This is a genomic window from Flavobacterium sp. 38, from assembly GCF_057799715.1.
Genome location: NZ_JBYNWZ010000010.1, coordinates 53,700 through 69,922, shown reverse-complemented (window position 1 = coordinate 69,922; position 16,223 = coordinate 53,700). Strand labels below are relative to the sequence as shown.

Annotated in this window: 16 protein-coding genes; 4 read left to right on the top strand and 12 right to left on the bottom strand. The window is 33.0% G+C overall.

What is annotated here, in order from left to right; genetic code table 11:
* Entirely contained in the window at positions 1-3,285 is a 3,285-nt protein-coding gene (locus AC3E9W_RS19505; RefSeq protein WP_306158574.1) for a SusC/RagA family TonB-linked outer membrane protein, read from the bottom strand.
* 444 nt (positions 3,286-3,729) lie between these two features.
* On the opposite strand from AC3E9W_RS19505, the gene rnhB reads away from it, so the two are divergent.
* On the top strand, positions 3,730-4,395 hold the full coding sequence (gene rnhB / locus AC3E9W_RS19500) for a ribonuclease HII (RefSeq protein WP_488769678.1): 666 nt from the start codon (positions 3,730-3,732) through the stop codon (positions 4,393-4,395).
* Positions 4,396-4,428: 33 nt separating this feature from the next.
* Here the strand turns inward: rnhB and AC3E9W_RS19495 are convergent, their stop codons facing one another.
* The 6 genes from AC3E9W_RS19495 to AC3E9W_RS19470 form a co-directional block, all read right to left on the bottom strand.
* Entirely contained in the window at positions 4,429-5,280 is an 852-nt protein-coding gene (locus AC3E9W_RS19495; RefSeq protein ID WP_488769677.1) for a nuclear transport factor 2 family protein, read from the bottom strand.
* Positions 5,281-5,513: 233 nt separating this feature from the next.
* Positions 5,514-6,251, bottom strand: a complete 738-nt coding sequence (locus AC3E9W_RS19490; RefSeq protein WP_488769676.1) for an SDR family oxidoreductase — start codon at positions 6,249-6,251, stop codon at positions 5,514-5,516.
* A 65-nt stretch (positions 6,252-6,316) separates the two neighbouring features.
* Complete coding sequence (locus AC3E9W_RS19485) at positions 6,317-6,892, bottom strand: Crp/Fnr family transcriptional regulator (protein ID WP_488769675.1); 576 nt, start codon at positions 6,890-6,892, stop codon at positions 6,317-6,319.
* 19 nt (positions 6,893-6,911) lie between these two features.
* A complete protein-coding gene (gene lipB / locus AC3E9W_RS19480) occupies positions 6,912-7,610 on the bottom strand; it encodes a lipoyl(octanoyl) transferase LipB (protein WP_488769674.1) in 699 nt (232 codons plus the stop codon).
* 5 nt (positions 7,611-7,615) lie between these two features.
* The gene (locus AC3E9W_RS19475) at positions 7,616-8,365 is read right to left on the bottom strand and encodes a hypothetical protein (RefSeq protein WP_488769673.1); all 750 of its coding nucleotides are present in this window, start codon (positions 8,363-8,365) and stop codon (positions 7,616-7,618) included.
* Positions 8,366-8,434: 69 nt separating this feature from the next.
* Positions 8,435-9,211 carry a hypothetical protein gene (locus AC3E9W_RS19470; RefSeq protein WP_488769672.1) on the bottom strand — a complete coding sequence of 259 codons (777 nt, stop codon included), beginning with the start codon at positions 9,209-9,211 and terminating at the stop codon, positions 8,435-8,437.
* A gap of 271 nt (positions 9,212-9,482) precedes the next feature.
* On the opposite strand from AC3E9W_RS19470, the gene lysS reads away from it, so the two are divergent.
* The 3 genes from lysS to AC3E9W_RS19455 all read left to right on the top strand — a co-directional run bounded on the left by lysS (position 9,483) and on the right by AC3E9W_RS19455 (position 13,095).
* The gene (lysS, locus tag AC3E9W_RS19465) at positions 9,483-11,186 is read left to right on the top strand and encodes a lysine--tRNA ligase (protein WP_488769671.1); all 1,704 of its coding nucleotides are present in this window, start codon (positions 9,483-9,485) and stop codon (positions 11,184-11,186) included.
* Positions 11,187-11,272: 86 nt separating this feature from the next.
* The gene (locus AC3E9W_RS19460; protein WP_488769670.1) at positions 11,273-12,604 is read left to right on the top strand and encodes an AAA family ATPase; all 1,332 of its coding nucleotides are present in this window, start codon (positions 11,273-11,275) and stop codon (positions 12,602-12,604) included.
* Positions 12,601-13,095: a hypothetical protein gene (locus AC3E9W_RS19455; protein ID WP_488769669.1), complete on the top strand. Its 495-nt coding sequence runs from the start codon at positions 12,601-12,603 to the stop codon at positions 13,093-13,095. Before AC3E9W_RS19460 ends, AC3E9W_RS19455 begins: the two co-directional genes overlap by 4 nt.
* A gap of 57 nt (positions 13,096-13,152) precedes the next feature.
* Here the strand turns inward: AC3E9W_RS19455 and AC3E9W_RS19450 are convergent, their stop codons facing one another.
* The 5 genes from AC3E9W_RS19450 to AC3E9W_RS19430 form a co-directional block, all read right to left on the bottom strand.
* Positions 13,153-13,749, bottom strand: coding sequence for a hypothetical protein (locus AC3E9W_RS19450; RefSeq protein WP_488769668.1), 597 nt, complete (start codon positions 13,747-13,749; stop codon positions 13,153-13,155).
* A gap of 73 nt (positions 13,750-13,822) precedes the next feature.
* Positions 13,823-14,842: a 2-hydroxyacid dehydrogenase gene (locus tag AC3E9W_RS19445; protein ID WP_488769667.1), complete on the bottom strand. Its 1,020-nt coding sequence runs from the start codon at positions 14,840-14,842 to the stop codon at positions 13,823-13,825.
* A 4-nt stretch (positions 14,843-14,846) separates the two neighbouring features.
* Positions 14,847-15,101 carry a DUF6755 family protein gene (locus tag AC3E9W_RS19440; RefSeq protein ID WP_488769666.1) on the bottom strand — a complete coding sequence of 85 codons (255 nt, stop codon included), beginning with the start codon at positions 15,099-15,101 and terminating at the stop codon, positions 14,847-14,849.
* Between the two features lie 18 nt (positions 15,102-15,119).
* Entirely contained in the window at positions 15,120-15,629 is a 510-nt protein-coding gene (locus AC3E9W_RS19435; protein WP_488769665.1) for a QcrA and Rieske domain-containing protein, read from the bottom strand.
* A 12-nt stretch (positions 15,630-15,641) separates the two neighbouring features.
* The gene (locus AC3E9W_RS19430; protein ID WP_144215177.1) at positions 15,642-16,211 is read right to left on the bottom strand and encodes a 4Fe-4S dicluster domain-containing protein; all 570 of its coding nucleotides are present in this window, start codon (positions 16,209-16,211) and stop codon (positions 15,642-15,644) included.
* Between the last annotated feature and the right edge of the window lie 12 nt (positions 16,212-16,223).

Here is a 16,223-nt window from a genome sequence, read left to right as displayed (position 1 = left end):
TTAAAATTTTAATGTTAGGTTACAACCAATGTTTCTTGTTGTAGGAAGTGAACCTCCTGAATAACCTGCTGATAAGTTACCTGAACTTAGACCACTTTCTGGATCTGCATCTGGAAGATTTTTACTGATGATCCATAAGTTAGAACCTACTAAAGAAAGACGTAAATCATTCAAACCTGCTTTAGCTATAATGTTTTTAGGGAAACTATAAGTAATACTTACCTCTCTTAATTTCACGTAACTTGCATCGTAAACAAATGCTTTTTGTGGGTTATTATTATAACCATAGATACTTCCAGCTACCTCAGGACTTGGAGTTCTTGTAGTATTAGGAGTTCCATCTTCATTTACTCCAGGTAAGATAACACCTCCACCATTAGCAAGTGTGTTTCTTACAGGATTTCCTAACTCATTGTTTCCTGCTGTAGTTGTATATAAACCAGAGCTTTGTCCATAATATTGATCAAGAGAGAAAATATCTCCTCCTTTTTGAACATCAATTAAGAAACCTAGAGAAACTTGTTTATAAGCAAATCTATTACGAATACCACCAATCCAGTCTGGAGTAACATTACCAATTACATTATTAGTAGTTGCTGTCTGCAAATAAACTCCATTTTTAGTTACTCTTTGTCCGTCTTTGTAGACATAATCTTTACCAAGGATATCTCCATAAGGATTTCCTTTTGTCCCCACAATACTAACACCGCCCTGGAATGTACCAATTGTTAATACATCAACACCAGGTGTTAAAGCTACAACTGTATTCTCATTTTTAGACCAGTTTACGTTAATATCCCAAGAAAAGTCATTTGTTTTTATAGGCGTTGCATTGAACATTACCTCGACACCTTTATTCTCAACAGATCCTGCATTCACAAATTTAGAAGAGTAACCTGTTGCAGTAGAATAGTCTACTGGAAAGATTTGATCCTCACTTAAAGTTTTATAAACACTCACATCAAAACCTAATCTTCTGTCAAAGAATTGCATCTCTAAACCAATTTCTTCAGATTTAGTTTTTACAGGGTGCAAATCTGGATTATTTCCAATGTTTGGTCTTGAATAAAGCTGATTTGTACCGTATGGATTAAATTTAGTATAGGCATCTTGCAATGCATAAATCTCAATACTTCCTTGTGGGTTTTCTGCATAACTTGCTCTTAATTTACCAAAAGTTAACCATGGAGCATTAACATGTTTTGTAAAAACATAACTTCCAGAAGCAGAGTATGTATTTACATCATTATTACCTTCTGGCAACATAGAGAATGCATCATTACGTACTGTACCTTCTACGAAAAGGAAATCTCTGAATCCTAATGACGCAGAAGCATAAACACTGTTCACAGCTGAATTCTCTTCAACCTCAATTGGGAATGGAGAAGCATTTACTGAATTTGATAATGCATAGATTCCTGGAATAATAAGTCCGCCATCTGTAGAAGATAATGTAGAAGTACGTCTTGTTCTTAAAGCATTATAACCAGCCAAACCTGTCAAAGAGAAATCTTCAGTAAGTTTTTTATTGAAGTTTAAAGTAAACTGATAGTTTTGCTCAGAAAACATACCAGTATATTTTTGGTATCCTGAACCAACAGCTAAACGGTTAATCCCAAATGTTGCAGCCAAAGATCCTACCGCCTTTCTTTCTTCACGTAATTCTGAATAAGAATCTGTACTGATTTTTCCTGTAGCATTTAACCAATCTGTAATTTTATAATCTAACTGACCATACCCGATAAAACGATTTCTTTCGTCTGTCTGATAATTTCTATATCTTGTAAAATATGGATTATCAGCATATTTAGGATTGGTATTTCCATTAGAAGGGTCTGCCATATTCCAAGAAATATTTTGTCCTCCTGAATTTTGGAAAACTTCTTTCTGAGATTGAATATCTACGTTAGTTCCCCACCATTGACGGAATGTTCCCATGATATTATCACCACCATAACCAGTAGTATTTCTACCCTGTGTATCTTGTGCAAAATAATTTGCAAAAACAGTTGCAGAAAGTTTATCAGTTAATTTGTGGTTGAATTTAATACTTGCATTATTTTTCTTCAATTCACTATTTGGCAAAATACCAGTCTCTTTATAGTTATTATAGTTGATTACGAAGTTACTTTTGTCAGTACCTCCTTCAAAAGAGATTGAGTTATTGAATGTCTGAGCAGTTTGAAAAAATGTAATTGGACCATTTTTAGCCGCTACCCATGGAGATTTTTGTCCAAATTTTGAAGAATATGGAGTATATGATTCCCAAGTGTAAACTGAAAGACTTGGATCAAATGCAACACCGTAAGAAGCGTCATCAGTTGTACTTACCACTTGGTTACCGTTTTTATCGATAACAAAAAATGCACCTGTTGGCCCAACCGGAACACCTTTTGGGTTTCCTGCAGCATCATACGTTGGTCCATACCCTTGTCCGTATTTGTTTTGGTAAACAGGGAACGTTTTTTTATCAACAGTACCAACTCCAAACTCACTTGAGATAGTAACTCCCATCCCTTTTTGAGCTTTTCCTTTTTTAGTAGTAATCATAATTACACCATTACCAGCCTGAAAACCGTACAAAGCAGATGCAGCAGCACCTTTTAACACGTTTACTGACTCGATATCATCAGGATTGATATCCATACCAGCATTACCATAATCGTATGTATTACGTGCACCAGCTGTTTGTGCTCCATTGCTAGAGTTCACGTTCTGGTTATTAATAGGCATACCATCAACAACAATAAGCATTTGGTTATTTCCAGTAAGGTTTTTAACCCCTCTTGAAACTGCGTTTGTAGATCCACCAAAATTTGTGTTTTTTCTAATATATACCCCGGCAGCCTTACCAGAAAGATCATTAAGGAAGTTTGCGCTCGAAACTCCTCCAACTAAATCTTCACCTTTTATTTGCTGAGTAGCATATCCAAGAGATTTTTTCTCTCTTTTAATACCCAAGGCAGTAACTACAACACTCTCTAATTCTTGAGTATTGCTAGTCAATTTTACAGTTAAAGCTGTAGAGCTAGCTACAACTTCCTGTGTTTTCATTCCAATGTAAGTAAAAACCAAGACTTCGCTTGACGTTGCTTTGATAGAAAATTTTCCATCAAAATCTGTTTGCGTTCCGCTTTTAGTTCCTTTAACTAATACACTCACACCTGGAAGAGGCATTCCTGCATTATCGGAAACTACACCCGAAACAGTTCTTTCTTGCGCAAAGGTTAGTTGCGTAATCAGCGCCACTAAAAGCACTAAGAATCCATTTAACTTAAGTTTCATTTTAAAAAATTTTGAATTAGTATCCGGCAAACATCTTAATATTTTCTTAAAATAACAATATACCCATTTAAAGCTAAAACGTTTTCGTTTTAGAGATACTTCAAAAAATTTCCGAAAAGTCAGTATTTTTTTAAACAAACTACAACAATATCAGACACATACATAAAATTAGAATGATTCTATTTAATTTAATTTTAACAATTAATTAACATAATTTTAGTGAAAAACGCTTTTTACTTAACAATAAAAAGCATATATAGTGGATAAAAAACTGACAAAACAATTTGTTATTTTATTGTTTTAAATGATCATTTTGTTTCGCAAATGTTAATTCAGTCGATTTTTAAAAATTTATTTAACAATTTATTAAAGTTTTTTTATCGTTATTGACATTTGTGAATCTGAATAAAAAAACACAATATTTGTATTTATAAAAAAGCATAAATGTTACAACTTAATTATTCAGGATTTGCCCTAGAAACTGGAACGGACGAAGCAGGAAGAGGATGCCTGGCTGGCCCAGTAACAGCCGCTGCCATAATTTTACCTGAAAATTTTGAAAATAAAATTCTGAACGACAGTAAACAATTGTCTGAAAAAACAAGAGCGCTTTTAAGGCCAATTATAGAAAAAGAAGCATTGTGTTTTTCTGTAACACATTTGTTTCCAGACGAAATTGACGAAATAAATATTTTAAACGCTTCGATGAAAGGAATGCAGGAATGCATTTTAAAATTAAAGCACGTTCCCGAATTTATAATTGTTGACGGAAATCGTGCCTTGAATGCTAAACTTGGACTGAAAAACACTTTTGGGAAACAGTTTTCTCCAGATGAAATTGCTCTTTTAAAATCGATTCCTAATCAAAGTATTATAAAGGGTGATGGGAAATATTTAAGCATTGCTGCCGCTTCTGTTTTAGCCAAAACGTATCGCGACGAGTACATGGATAAAATTCATGAAGAATTCCCGATGTATAATTGGAAACAAAACAAAGGATATCCAACAAAAGAACACCGAGAAGCCATTAAAGAATTCGGGACTACAAAATACCATAGAATGAGTTTCAGACTATTGCCAGAACAGTTGGAACTCGATTTCTTTCAATAAAAAAACGACCTTAATAGGTCGTTTTTTTTTATGTTATTTTTTGCTTTTTAAAAACTCTGCAAATTGTTTGGTGTCGTAATAAAAAGGTCTGACAGTCGTAATTTTACCGTCCTTCAGATCAAAATGTTCTGAAATTGGAACCGACATTGTTTTCCCCGATTTTTTAGATCTGCAATTTATCGTAAAATACATGATTACTTCATTTTTAGAAGCATCGCTAAAATAAACTGGTTCTTTTTCTATTTGCAAATCAAAAAACTCAGCCGATTTTGCAAACATTTTAGTCCATTCGCTAAAACCAACATAAGTTCCTCCGTAAGGCAAACCTGTAGCTTGACTATAAACTGCACCATCTGCAACTACAGTTTTTAAGGCATCCAGATTTCTTATTTTAAAGAGGCTTTCGTAATATTTCTCTACCACTTTTAGATTGTCTGCTTCTAGGTTTTTCAAAATATCCGCTTCAGACAAAGTTGCTCCTTTATCCCAAAAACCAATAATTTTGCTCACCTGACCTTTTCCATTCAAACGCGCAAAATCTCTTCCTGTCAAAACAAGATTGTTTTTAGAATCCAGAACTTTCCACTCCCAAGTCACATAATTGTCTTTTACAATTTTAGGTCCCGACGTTAGTACAGCATCTGGGTTTTTCTTGTAAAATTCGTTGATAACATTATTAAAAGCCGCAATTCCTTTTGTAGAAGCCGAAGGGTCTTCAAAAGTACTGTCTTCCAACCAAATCGATTTGATCATCTTTAATCTGGTATCGCTGTTTTTTTCCTGCCACACTTTCTCATAAACTGTAACTGGATATAATTTATCTTTCTTTTGGGCAAAAACACCATTAAGCACAAATAGAAAACAGAATAGGTAGATTTTTCTCATAAGCAATCAGAAATGAAGTGAAATTTAAAATTGAATACTAAGTACTCAAATTTAGCATAAATACATCAGAAAACTATGCTTTCTGTATAATTTGTCATCCCTTCAAAATCTTAACTTTTGCGAAATGGTTTTTCAGTTTTTTGAATATAATTTTAGAGAAAAACCGATTTCTATCTAAAAAAAATACTATTTACGATTTCCAAAACCTGCAATTATATGCCTTGAAGCACATTTTAGAGATTATTTATTTTATTAAATGCAAATCGAGGAGCTATTCTAAAAAGAAAATAAAGCAATTTTACTTTTGCAATTCTTATTTCTGTTTGATTTCGAGATATGCTTTTTAGCATTTCAGAAACTGCTTTTTGAGGAGAAATGGCAATCTTCGGCGGATTTCCTTTATGCCAAGGCGTATCAACCACAGGAAATAATACTTCTATAATTTTAATTTTCTCTTGTTTCAGTTGTTCTCTCAAAACTTGAGTAAAAGAATGCAATCCCGCTTTTGCAGCATTATAAAACGGATAAGTTGCTCTCGGAACGTAAACCAATCCGGTTGTAATATTGATAATTTTAGCATTCTGGTTTTCAATTAAAAGAGGAAAAAGCAATTTTATCAGCCGTATTGGCGCTTGCAAATTGACCGAGAATTCATCATTCATTTTTTCTAAAGAAAATGGATCGCCTACAAAATGAATTTTATATGCAATCGCCGCATTATTAATTAAAACATTCAGTTGCGAATAATTTATTCGAAGCCATTCGGCAAAAGCTTCGCATTCAAATTCCTTCGCAATATCACATTTGTAAATAACCAAATCGGGCAATTGCTTTTGAGCTTCTTGCAGCTTTTCTAAAGAGCGGGAACAAGCAATTACTTTATTTCCTTTTTCTATCAACTGACGGCACATTTCAAGTCCTAGACCAGAACTTCCGCCTGTAATAACAATGGTGCTATTTGAGATTTCCATAATTTCATTTTTAAAAATTAGAAATCAAAAATAGTTTGCCTTACAATCAATTACATTGACCTATGTTAACTCTTGATTTTTCTTTTGAGCCTGCTGAGAGATTCTGGCTGAATGCCTAAATAAGAAGCTATAATTTGCTGCGAAACTCGATTTTCGATATTAGGAAATTCGGCAGTAAAAATCTCAAATCGTTTTTCAGCATCTAAAAGGAGTAATTCTCTTTCTCGTTTTTCTTTTATAGAAAATGCTTTTTCGAGAATTTGTACTAAAAAGAGGTTCCAAAAAGGATTTCTTTCTTTTATTCCAATCCAATCTGAATATTCAATTTCTAAGATTTCAGAATCTTCTAAAGCTTCTATAGAAAAATAGGAAGGTGTATTATAAATCATAGCCGAATAAGAACTTATAAAATTCCCTTCGGCTATAATATTTTTAGTGAATTCGTTTCCGTTTTCGTGAGTGTAAACATATCGAAACAAACCTTTTACAAGAAAAGCCATTTTACGAGGCGCTTGGCCTTCTTTTATAAAATAATCTCCTTTGGCTATTTTGTTAAACTGAGAAATATCCAATAACTCTTGTAATTCTTTTTCTGGAAGAGCTAAATGCTCCAAAAATGATTTTTTATCTTCATTTTCCATACTTGAATTATTTGGTTTTTTAAATGAATTCTGCTTCGAATAGCTCTGTAAAATGTTTGATAATTTTAGCTTTTACTTCGTCTTCGTCTACTTTTTCTACACCAAGTTCTACATTCAAAGAAGTAACACCTTTTCCGCGAATACCGCACGGGATAATATTATCAAAATATCCCAAATCGACATTTACGTTTAAAGCAAATCCGTGCATGGTTACCCATCTTGAAGCGCGAACGCCCATTGCACAAATTTTACGGGCAAACGGAGTTCCTACACCAAGCCAGACTCCTGTTTCGCCTTCGCTCCTGCCCGATTCTAAACCATATTCCGCTAAAGTTAGAATAATCGATTCTTCTAACAATCGCAGGTATTTATGAATATCGGTAAAGAAATTTTCTAAATCAAGAATCGGGTAACCGACAATCTGTCCTGGTCCGTGATAGGTAATATCTCCTCCACGGTTGATTTTATAAAAAGTTGCTCCTTTTGCTTCGAGCTGTTTTTCGTTTAATAATAAATTTTCAAGATCGCCGCTTTTTCCTAATGTATAAACATGCGGATGCTCCACAAAAAGTAAATAATTTGGCGTTGGCAGATCTAGTTCTTCTCTTCTGTTCTTGATTTTTAAATCGACTATGTCTTTAAAGATTTCTTCTTGATATTCCCAAGTCGATTTATAGTCTTTTTTGCCCAGATCCTGAAGTTGGATTTTTTTGTTCATTTTAATTATTTTTCAAACTCAACGTCAAAGTTAAGTTTGTCAGGATTCTCCATATAATCCGTAAAAGAATATTGAATTGTAATTGATTTTCGATCGTCGCTAAACAAAGCATTCGGATTAGAGACTTTCTTTATCTTTTTTGGAAAATGATATTTTACAATATAATTAGAAGAAGCAAACATCATTTTTGACATATCGCCAGCCGTATCTTTTGCTTTTGCTGCCAGTTTTTGCTGATCAATTACTGCTTTTCTTGTAAATTTCTTTCCGTCGTATGTATACGTTAATTTACTTCCGTTGTCTCCAAAACCACTGCCAAGCGGAGACGCGTTTGCGCTTCCTTCTAATTTCTGTAAAGTGCCTAATGTCTGTAAAATATCTTGCAGCTCATTTACATTTTTAAAATCAGTTCCCATTGTCATTAGAAACTGTTTTTTCTCTGAGCTCATTTTTGTGGCTACAACGAAGTTTTCCAGTTTTTTAAGCTCTTTCTGCGTTTCTGGTGACAGCTTAGCAATACTGTCTTTTTTCTCTTCAAATATTTGTTTGAAAGTAAAAGTTGTATCAATATCTTTTTTAGCGTCTCCCATTTGCCCTGCAATTTGATCACCAGCCATTTCCATTAAAGCAGAACCGTCCATGTCTACAGAGAATTTTCCTGTTCCGTTTTCGTTGATCGTAATATTTTCGGTAAAAGTGCAGCTGGTTAATGTCGCTATTAAAAAAGAAAAACTAAGTAATTGATATAATTTCATCGTAGTATATTTTTTACCAAAGATACAAAGAGTATTTTCAATTGTTTTATTATGCCTTAAGTATCTTGATTAATTCTCAAATACTACTTTGAAATCCATATCTTTTTCATCGTCTGGAAGTTCTTTTATTGGAATATCCAGCGTAAAACTTTTTCTATCCTTTGAAATGACTGCATTCTTTAATGAAACCGTTTTTATCCTTTTTGGAAAATGATATTCCAAAGAATACTTACATTCCTTCATATATTCATCCATTTGTTTTGTAAAGATATTGTCTTCCTCTTTTTCCTTTTTCTTTTTTACTTTCTTTGATTTAACAGCATCTCCTTCTACCAATATCTTTTCAAAGACTTTTCCGTCATAGTTATAAGTAAATCTACTTTTTTTCTTTTCATCTTCTGGAACTGCACTTAAAGCTCCTAATTGTTTACCTGGTCCTAATTTTGGCATTGCTTCAAGCCCCTCAAGAGGCGAAACCATATTTTTAAGACTGTCTGATGATGGAAAATTATATTCCATATTAAATTCAAATTGTTTTTTATCTTCATTTACTTTGAATGCAACTTGAAACTTTTCAAGTGCCTTTATTTTTTGCTGATCCTCTTTTGATAGTTTTGCAATACTGTCCTTTGCTTTTGCAAAAACCTCTTTAAAAGTAAAAACAGTATCTAATACCTGCTTCTTTTTTATCGAATCATTGCTTTTAAATCCCATTTTAAACATTGGAGACATATCAAATCCGTATGAAAAAGTCCCTGATCCATTTTCATTTATGGTCATCTTTTCTTTAAACATGCAGCTTGTCGTACAAATTAATACAATAAAACAGAGTAAATATTTTTTCATATTTTTAGATTTAGGTTGTTCGGGCGAAGATACTAAGTTTTTAGTCGCTACGCTCCAACTAAAACTTGTTCTGAAAACATAAACTTCTAAACTAGCCCCGATAGAAGCGGTATCCTTTTTCTTGCTTCTTTAGCAAGGAAAAGATACAAGCGGATAGCGGGACTAAAGTTGATTGAAACCCAATAATTTGATGCTGCAAAAAATCTAAAATCTGCATTCTAAAATCTACATTCTTTTTTTTATCTTTGCACACTTAAAAAATAAAGCAAAAATGGCATTATCAGAACAAGAAATCATCAGAAGAGAAAAACTTCAAAACTTACGCAACTTGGGTATCAACCCTTATCCGGCAAATCTTTTTCCTGTAGATCATACATCAAAGCAGATAAAGGAAACGTTTGAAGAAGGTAAGAAGGTTATTGTTGCTGGACGTTTGATGAGTGTTCGTGATCAAGGTAAAGCTTGTTTTGCTGAGTTACAAGACAGCGAAGGACGTATCCAATTGTACGTCAACCGCGATGTTTTGTGTGAAGGTGATGATAAAACTTTATACAACCAAGTTTTCAAAAAATTAACCGATTTAGGAGACTTTATTGGTATTGAAGGTGAATTGTTTACTACTCAAGTTGGAGCAAAATGTATTCGTGTAAACGGTTTTACATTTTTGAGCAAAACTTTACGCCCTCTTCCGTTGCCAAAAGTTGACGAAGAAGGAAATGTACACGATGCCTTCAACGATGCTGAATTGCGTTACAGAATGCGTTACGTAGATTTAACGGTAAATCCGCAGGTTAAAGAAACTTTTATCAAACGTACAAAGTTATTTACTGCAATGCGTGGTTATTTTAACGATGCTGGATATTTAGAGGTTGATACTCCGGTTTTACAATCAATTCCTGGTGGAGCTTCTGCGCGTCCGTTTATTACGCACCACAACTCGCTTGACATTCCGCTTTACATGCGTATTGCAAACGAATTGTACTTAAAAAGATTAATTGTTGGTGGATTTGAAGGTGTTTATGAGTTCTCTAGAAACTTCCGTAACGAAGGTATGGACAGAACGCATAATCCTGAATTTACTGCAATGGAAATATATGTAGCCTACAAAGACTATAACTGGATGATGGAATTTGCGGAAGGTTTATTAGAGCATTGTGCAATTGCCGTAAATGGAACTAGCGAAGTTACTTTTGGCGAGCACACAATCAACTTTAAAGCGCCTTATGCTCGTGTTACCATGACGGATTCTATCAAACATTTTACTGGTTTTGATATTTCTGGAAAAACAGAACAGGAATTATTCGAAGCTGCCAGAGGAATGGGAATCGAGGTTGACGAAACAATGGGTAAAGGAAAACTAATTGATGAGATTTTTGGAGCTAAATGTGAAGGAAATTATATTCAGCCTACTTTCATTACAGATTATCCAAAAGAAATGTCACCGCTTTGTAAAGAGCACCGCGATAATCCAGACTTGACGGAACGTTTTGAATTAATGGTTTGCGGTAAAGAAATTGCAAATGCGTATTCTGAATTAAATGATCCAATTGATCAACGTGAGCGTTTTGAAGATCAAATGCGTTTAGCGGCAAAAGGTGATGATGAAGCAAACGGAATTATCGATGAAGATTTCTTAAGAGCGCTTGAATATGGTATGCCTCCAACTTCTGGAATGGGAATTGGAATGGATCGTTTGATTATGTATTTAACAAATAACGCTTCTATTCAGGAAGTTTTATTGTTCCCACAAATGCGTCCAGAGAAAAAACAAGCACAAATTGAGTTGACTGAAGAAGAAAAAGTAATTATTACTCTTTTGAAAGGAAATGAAAATAAAATGGATTTATCTCAGCTAAAAGTTGCTGCCAACTTAAGCGGTAAAAAATGGGATGCTTCTATGAAAAACTTATCGAAACACGGTTTGACGAAAGTAGCTGTGGATGGTGAGTTTAAGTTTGTGGAATTGGTTGGGTAGATTCCTTTAAAAATAATACAAAAATTAAAAGGAGCTTTTGTTAAAGCTCCTTTTTCATATATAAATATTTTCCTTAATTTTGAAACATGGAAAGAGCAAAACTTATTGTTAAAAATTTTGGACCTCTAAAAGATATTGAAATCGAAGTTAGAGAAATGGTTACTTTTATTGGAGCACAGGCTTCAGGGAAAAGTACTTTGGCTAAATTGATTTCAATATTTGAAGATGAGAATTTTAGAGGTGATCACCAAATATCGTTTGAAGAGGAATTAAAAAAATACAATATCTTATCCTATCTTAACGACAATACATATATTGAGTACAAAAGTAAGAATAGAAGCACAACAATTGCTGATTTTACTTTTCAAAAAAACAAGCTAGACATAACAACACTACAAAATCTTGTTGGCAGAATTAAAAACATTAGTCTTAATAATTTAGATCAAGAAAAACAGATAATAGAAATCACTAAAACATTAATCAAAACAACTGTAAATACGTACAAACTTTTACTTAGAGAAAATTTCTACAATATATTTGAGAATGAAACTCAAAAAGTCAAATTTGAAATTGAATTTTCTAATGTGAGAATAAAAAAACTTAAGATTAATGATACACATATTGATCTATTAATTGATATTTTAAAAAGGGAGCAAAATATTGAAAGTTATATATTTTTGTATGAAAAAATAATAAGTGTATTTCCCAATATATTTTTATTTGACTCACTGTACATTCCTGCAGAAAGAAATTTCCTTCATTTAATTTCCGAAAACACTTTAGGATTAATAAATAATAATATACAAATTCCTAAGCATTTATTAAATAGTGGACAAGATTATGAAAAAGCTATTCAAACAATTAAAGAACTACCTTTAACTATTATTGACAAAAAAATTAAATATAAAAGAGAAGGAAAAACCTCTTATATATATCACAGCGAAAACGAAAAAGTTGATTTACTAGAATCTGCCTCAGGTCTACAATCAATAATACCTATTTTACTTTTAGTTGAATATTCTAAATCATTGAAAGAAAAATATAATTTCAATTTTGTTGTAGAAGAGCCAGAACTAAATTTATATCCAAAAGCACAACATGAACTTATTAAATACTTAATCAAAAATTGTCTATTTGATAGAAAGAATTTAATTCTTACTACTCACAGTCCTTTTGTTTTAGCATCTATAAATAATTTATTATTAGCTTATGACAAGGGGCAAATAAATCCAAAAGAGGTAAATAAAATTATAAAAAAGGAATCTTGGTTAAATCCTAAAAATTTTATTGCATACGAATTGAAAAATGGAAAAGCAAAAAAAATAATGAACGATAAATTAGGGCAGATTTCAGAAAATATGATTGATGGAGTTTCAGATGCTTTTGCGAATGAATTCGATAAATTGCTTGATTTATGATTCGACGCCTTAGAGAAGCATTTCCTGACATTGAATCAAATTGCTTAAAAACAATCACAGACAAACATACATATGTTTTTGAAGCTGAAACCGTTTTATTTGTCAAAGTAAAAGAACCTTGGCATTTATATATAGAAAACAAATCAAATGACGGATTCTATTTTATTCAAAACGATAATTGCGTAATGAAAACTGTGAAAGGCGGCCAATGTGATTATGTTATTTGTAATTCTCAAGAAGTTTTTTTTACAGAAGTTAAAGTTGCGAAAGGAAATCAAGCCAATCATAGAAAAGATGCTTATTCTCAATTAGAAAATACATTTAAACATTATTCAAATCTCATAGATTTTGAGCCTTATGCTTTGAACGCTGTTGTTTGCTTTCCAAGTAAAAGAAGAATTATAAAAGCTAGTGCTTCCACAAAGAGAAAAGAATTCAAAGATTTATATAAATTAAATCTTATTGAAAGCAATTACATTTCTTTCGAATAAAATTTCCAACCCGACAGGTTTTAAAAACCTGTCGGGTTTATTTTTTTTGCGTTGGCATTAAAACGAATACTTCTCCATTTTCTTCTCATAAATATCCAAAACCTTTGTGCTTTCTTTTGGAACTTCGCCATTCCATTTTTCTTCTATAGAAGGATTGGCTGGATACTTACCGTTTTTCATTTTTACTAAATGGTACAATCCTCCACTTTTCATTAAGAGATCAGAAAAATTTTCGGTTGAAGTTGGACCAATTAAAATCGGAAAATCGGTTACGGAGAACTTATTGATCAAACTTCCATTGTTATTTAAAATGAAGCCTGAACAGCCGCCGCTTCCGCAGAAATAGGAATTGGAGAAGCCGACAAAATATTCGTCTTTCTTGTCTTTATTTAAATCGAAAGCATCATAAAAGAAAAAACGCTCTTCTTTCTTTAATGATGGCAGATCAGTTTTTAAGAGAATCAAAAGCTGCTCTCTGATCATTTTCACTGTTTCTATATCTTTTACAGGCTTAGCATTTAAATCTGCTGTACCGCCAAGTGTTTTAGACAATGTATCTTGAACAATAGTTTTTACAATATTTTTTGAATTGTCTTTATTTTGACAGGAATGCAATACTAAAACTGCAACTAAAAGTAAGATTATATTTTTCATGATTTGCCGTTTTAAATTTCATAAACTCCTTTTCATCACTTTAAATTACAAAAAATATTCGACAAAGCGTTTTCTAAACCAAAAGAGCAGCTTTATTTTCAATATCGTTTTCTGCCAATAATGATTTTATATTATTGAAAGTCACCAATGCAATCTGCGTTAAAGCTTCGTTGGTAAAAAAGGCTTGATGTGCTGTTACTAGAACATTCGGAAAACTCATTAAACGCTGAATGGCATCGTCCTGAATAATATCGGCAGAAAGATCTCTGAAGAATAATTTCTCTTCTTGTTCGTAAACGTCAATTCCTAAATAGCCAATTTTCCCTTCCTTCAATCCTTCAATGACAGATGAAGTTTCTATTAATCCGCCACGGCTTGTGTTGATAATCATAACACTTTCTTTCATAAAAGAAATTGAGGTTGTATTGATTACATGTTTGGTCTGATCGTTTAACGGACAATGAAGCGAGATGATATCGCTTGATTTGAAAATCTCTTCTAAACCTACAAAAGAAACGCCATCTTTTTTCATTTCTTCACTTTCTACAATATCATATGCCAAAACTTTACAGCCAAAGCCTAATGCTATTTTAGAAAATGCTTTTCCGATATTTCCAGTTCCGATAATTCCGATTGTTTTTCCGAACAAATCAAAACCCAACAATCCATTTAGAGAGAAATTCTGTTCACGAACTCGATTATAAGCTTTATGTGTTTTTCTGTTTAAAGTTAAAATCATGGCCATTGCGTGTTCTGCAACTGCTTGCGGAGAATAAGCAGGAACACGACAAACTTTTATCTGGTGTTTTTTTGCTGCTTCTAAATCAACATTATTAAATCCTGCACAACGCAAAGCAATTATTTTTACCTTTTTTTCGGCAAGCTGTCTTATCACAATTTCGTTCACAATATCATTTACAAACACACAAACAATTTCGCATTCTTCAATTAAAGCAACTGTTTGCGGGTTAAGCTGTGTTTCAAAAAAATTCAATTGAAAACCAAAATTTTCATTGTATTGATTAAAAAACGTTTTATCGTAAGGCTGGGTCGAGAAAAAAGCAATTTTGTTTGCGCCAAGATTTGAGCTCATAATTTTATGTTTTATTATTTCTAAAATTTCCTTTTGGCAGATAATACAGCCATCCAAAACCAATCAAAAATAAAATAAGAGAACCTACAAATGCTGGAATTAAAATTTCTTTATTATGATCTAATGCATTATTTAAAGCAGCATACAATAACCAGATTTGAATACTTACATTTAAGATTAAAACAAATATTAAAGTAGACAGAATAACATTCAACTTATTCGGATTTGCCTGATTTTGGCTTCTTCTAAATGTACTCATAATTTTTATTTTAAACTATTAACTTTCTTTATTTTCAAATGCTTTAACAAAAATCTTTTCGCCTTTTAAAACTACTTCTAATTGAGGCAACGCTCTCGGCGGAGGTCCCGCGATAACATCACCAGTCAAAGCATCAAAAGAACCTTCATGGCACGGACAATGAATAATTCCTGAATTTGGTTTATAATAAACCGCACACGAAAGATGCGTACATTTTTGCTCGAAAGCTCTAAACATACCGCTCTCCAAATGCACCAAAATATACGGAATAGTGCTTCCTTCAATCACAAAACCTCTTGTTCCGCCTAACGGAATATCTTTTATTTCACATACAAAATGTTCGCCGACAACTTCTTCACCTGTCAATAGATACGCTTTTGCAGCCACCAATCCGCTGCCAACCATTAAACCGCCAGAAACCAGCGTTAGGAATTTGGCAAAATCGCGCCGGCTCACTTGCGTGGATTCTTGTTTTTTATATGGAAAATCCTTCTTCCAGTTTTCTTGTAAATTATCTTCTTTAGACATTGGATTTTAGATTTAGAATATTCGTAATTCCGTACTGCCTTTTGGCATCATGATATTTACTTTTGTATTTACGCGTTCTTTTCCAAAAACAAATGAGTTTACTGGAGTACTATTTGGACGCATTTCTTCGATTTGAGCGCGAGTTCCATAAAACAAGGCACCACTCGGGCAAACCGTTGCACACATTGGTTTTTTGCCAACACTGGTTCTGTCGTAACACATGGTACATTTCATCATTAAATCGTATTCTTCCATTTTCTTCGGAACTCCAAACGGACAGGCCATTACACAGTTGGAACAGCCAATGCAGCGTTCTGTATTGGCAGTATGAACCACTCCAAATTCGTCTTGCGAAATTGCATCCGCTGGACAAACATTCGCACAAACTGGATCTTCGCAGTGCATACAAACCTGAACTGTGGTTTGAATCGTAACTTCACGTTCTACATAATTGACATGAATCATCGATTCTTGGCCGTTGGTTTCACATTCTGCACAAGCCATTTCGCAAGCTTTACAGCCTATGCATCTTTGTAAGTCTACAAAAAACTCTTCGTTTTTATTATAATTAGTTACATTCATAATTACTTGTTT

Bases quoted from the DNA above. Each gene is read 5' to 3' on its own strand.
- AC3E9W_RS19505 (WP_306158574.1), bottom strand. From the start codon at position 3,285: ATGAAACTTAAGTTAAATGGATTCTTAGTGCTTTTAGTGGCGCTGATT.
- rnhB (WP_488769678.1), top strand. From the start codon at position 3,730: ATGTTACAACTTAATTATTCAGGATTTGCCCTAGAAACTGGAACGGAC.
- AC3E9W_RS19495 (WP_488769677.1), bottom strand. From the start codon at position 5,280: ATGAGAAAAATCTACCTATTCTGTTTTCTATTTGTGCTTAATGGTGTT.
- AC3E9W_RS19490 (WP_488769676.1), bottom strand. From the start codon at position 6,251: ATGGAAATCTCAAATAGCACCATTGTTATTACAGGCGGAAGTTCTGGT.
- AC3E9W_RS19485 (WP_488769675.1), bottom strand. From the start codon at position 6,892: ATGGAAAATGAAGATAAAAAATCATTTTTGGAGCATTTAGCTCTTCCA.
- lipB (WP_488769674.1), bottom strand. From the start codon at position 7,610: ATGAACAAAAAAATCCAACTTCAGGATCTGGGCAAAAAAGACTATAAA.
- AC3E9W_RS19475 (WP_488769673.1), bottom strand. From the start codon at position 8,365: ATGAAATTATATCAATTACTTAGTTTTTCTTTTTTAATAGCGACATTA.
- AC3E9W_RS19470 (WP_488769672.1), bottom strand. From the start codon at position 9,211: ATGAAAAAATATTTACTCTGTTTTATTGTATTAATTTGTACGACAAGC.
- lysS (WP_488769671.1), top strand. From the start codon at position 9,483: ATGGCATTATCAGAACAAGAAATCATCAGAAGAGAAAAACTTCAAAAC.
- AC3E9W_RS19460 (WP_488769670.1), top strand. From the start codon at position 11,273: ATGGAAAGAGCAAAACTTATTGTTAAAAATTTTGGACCTCTAAAAGAT.
- AC3E9W_RS19455 (WP_488769669.1), top strand. From the start codon at position 12,601: ATGATTCGACGCCTTAGAGAAGCATTTCCTGACATTGAATCAAATTGC.
- AC3E9W_RS19450 (WP_488769668.1), bottom strand. From the start codon at position 13,749: ATGAAAAATATAATCTTACTTTTAGTTGCAGTTTTAGTATTGCATTCC.
- AC3E9W_RS19445 (WP_488769667.1), bottom strand. From the start codon at position 14,842: ATGAGCTCAAATCTTGGCGCAAACAAAATTGCTTTTTTCTCGACCCAG.
- AC3E9W_RS19440 (WP_488769666.1), bottom strand. From the start codon at position 15,101: ATGAGTACATTTAGAAGAAGCCAAAATCAGGCAAATCCGAATAAGTTG.
- AC3E9W_RS19435 (WP_488769665.1), bottom strand. From the start codon at position 15,629: ATGTCTAAAGAAGATAATTTACAAGAAAACTGGAAGAAGGATTTTCCA.
- AC3E9W_RS19430 (WP_144215177.1), bottom strand. From the start codon at position 16,211: ATGAATGTAACTAATTATAATAAAAACGAAGAGTTTTTTGTAGACTTA.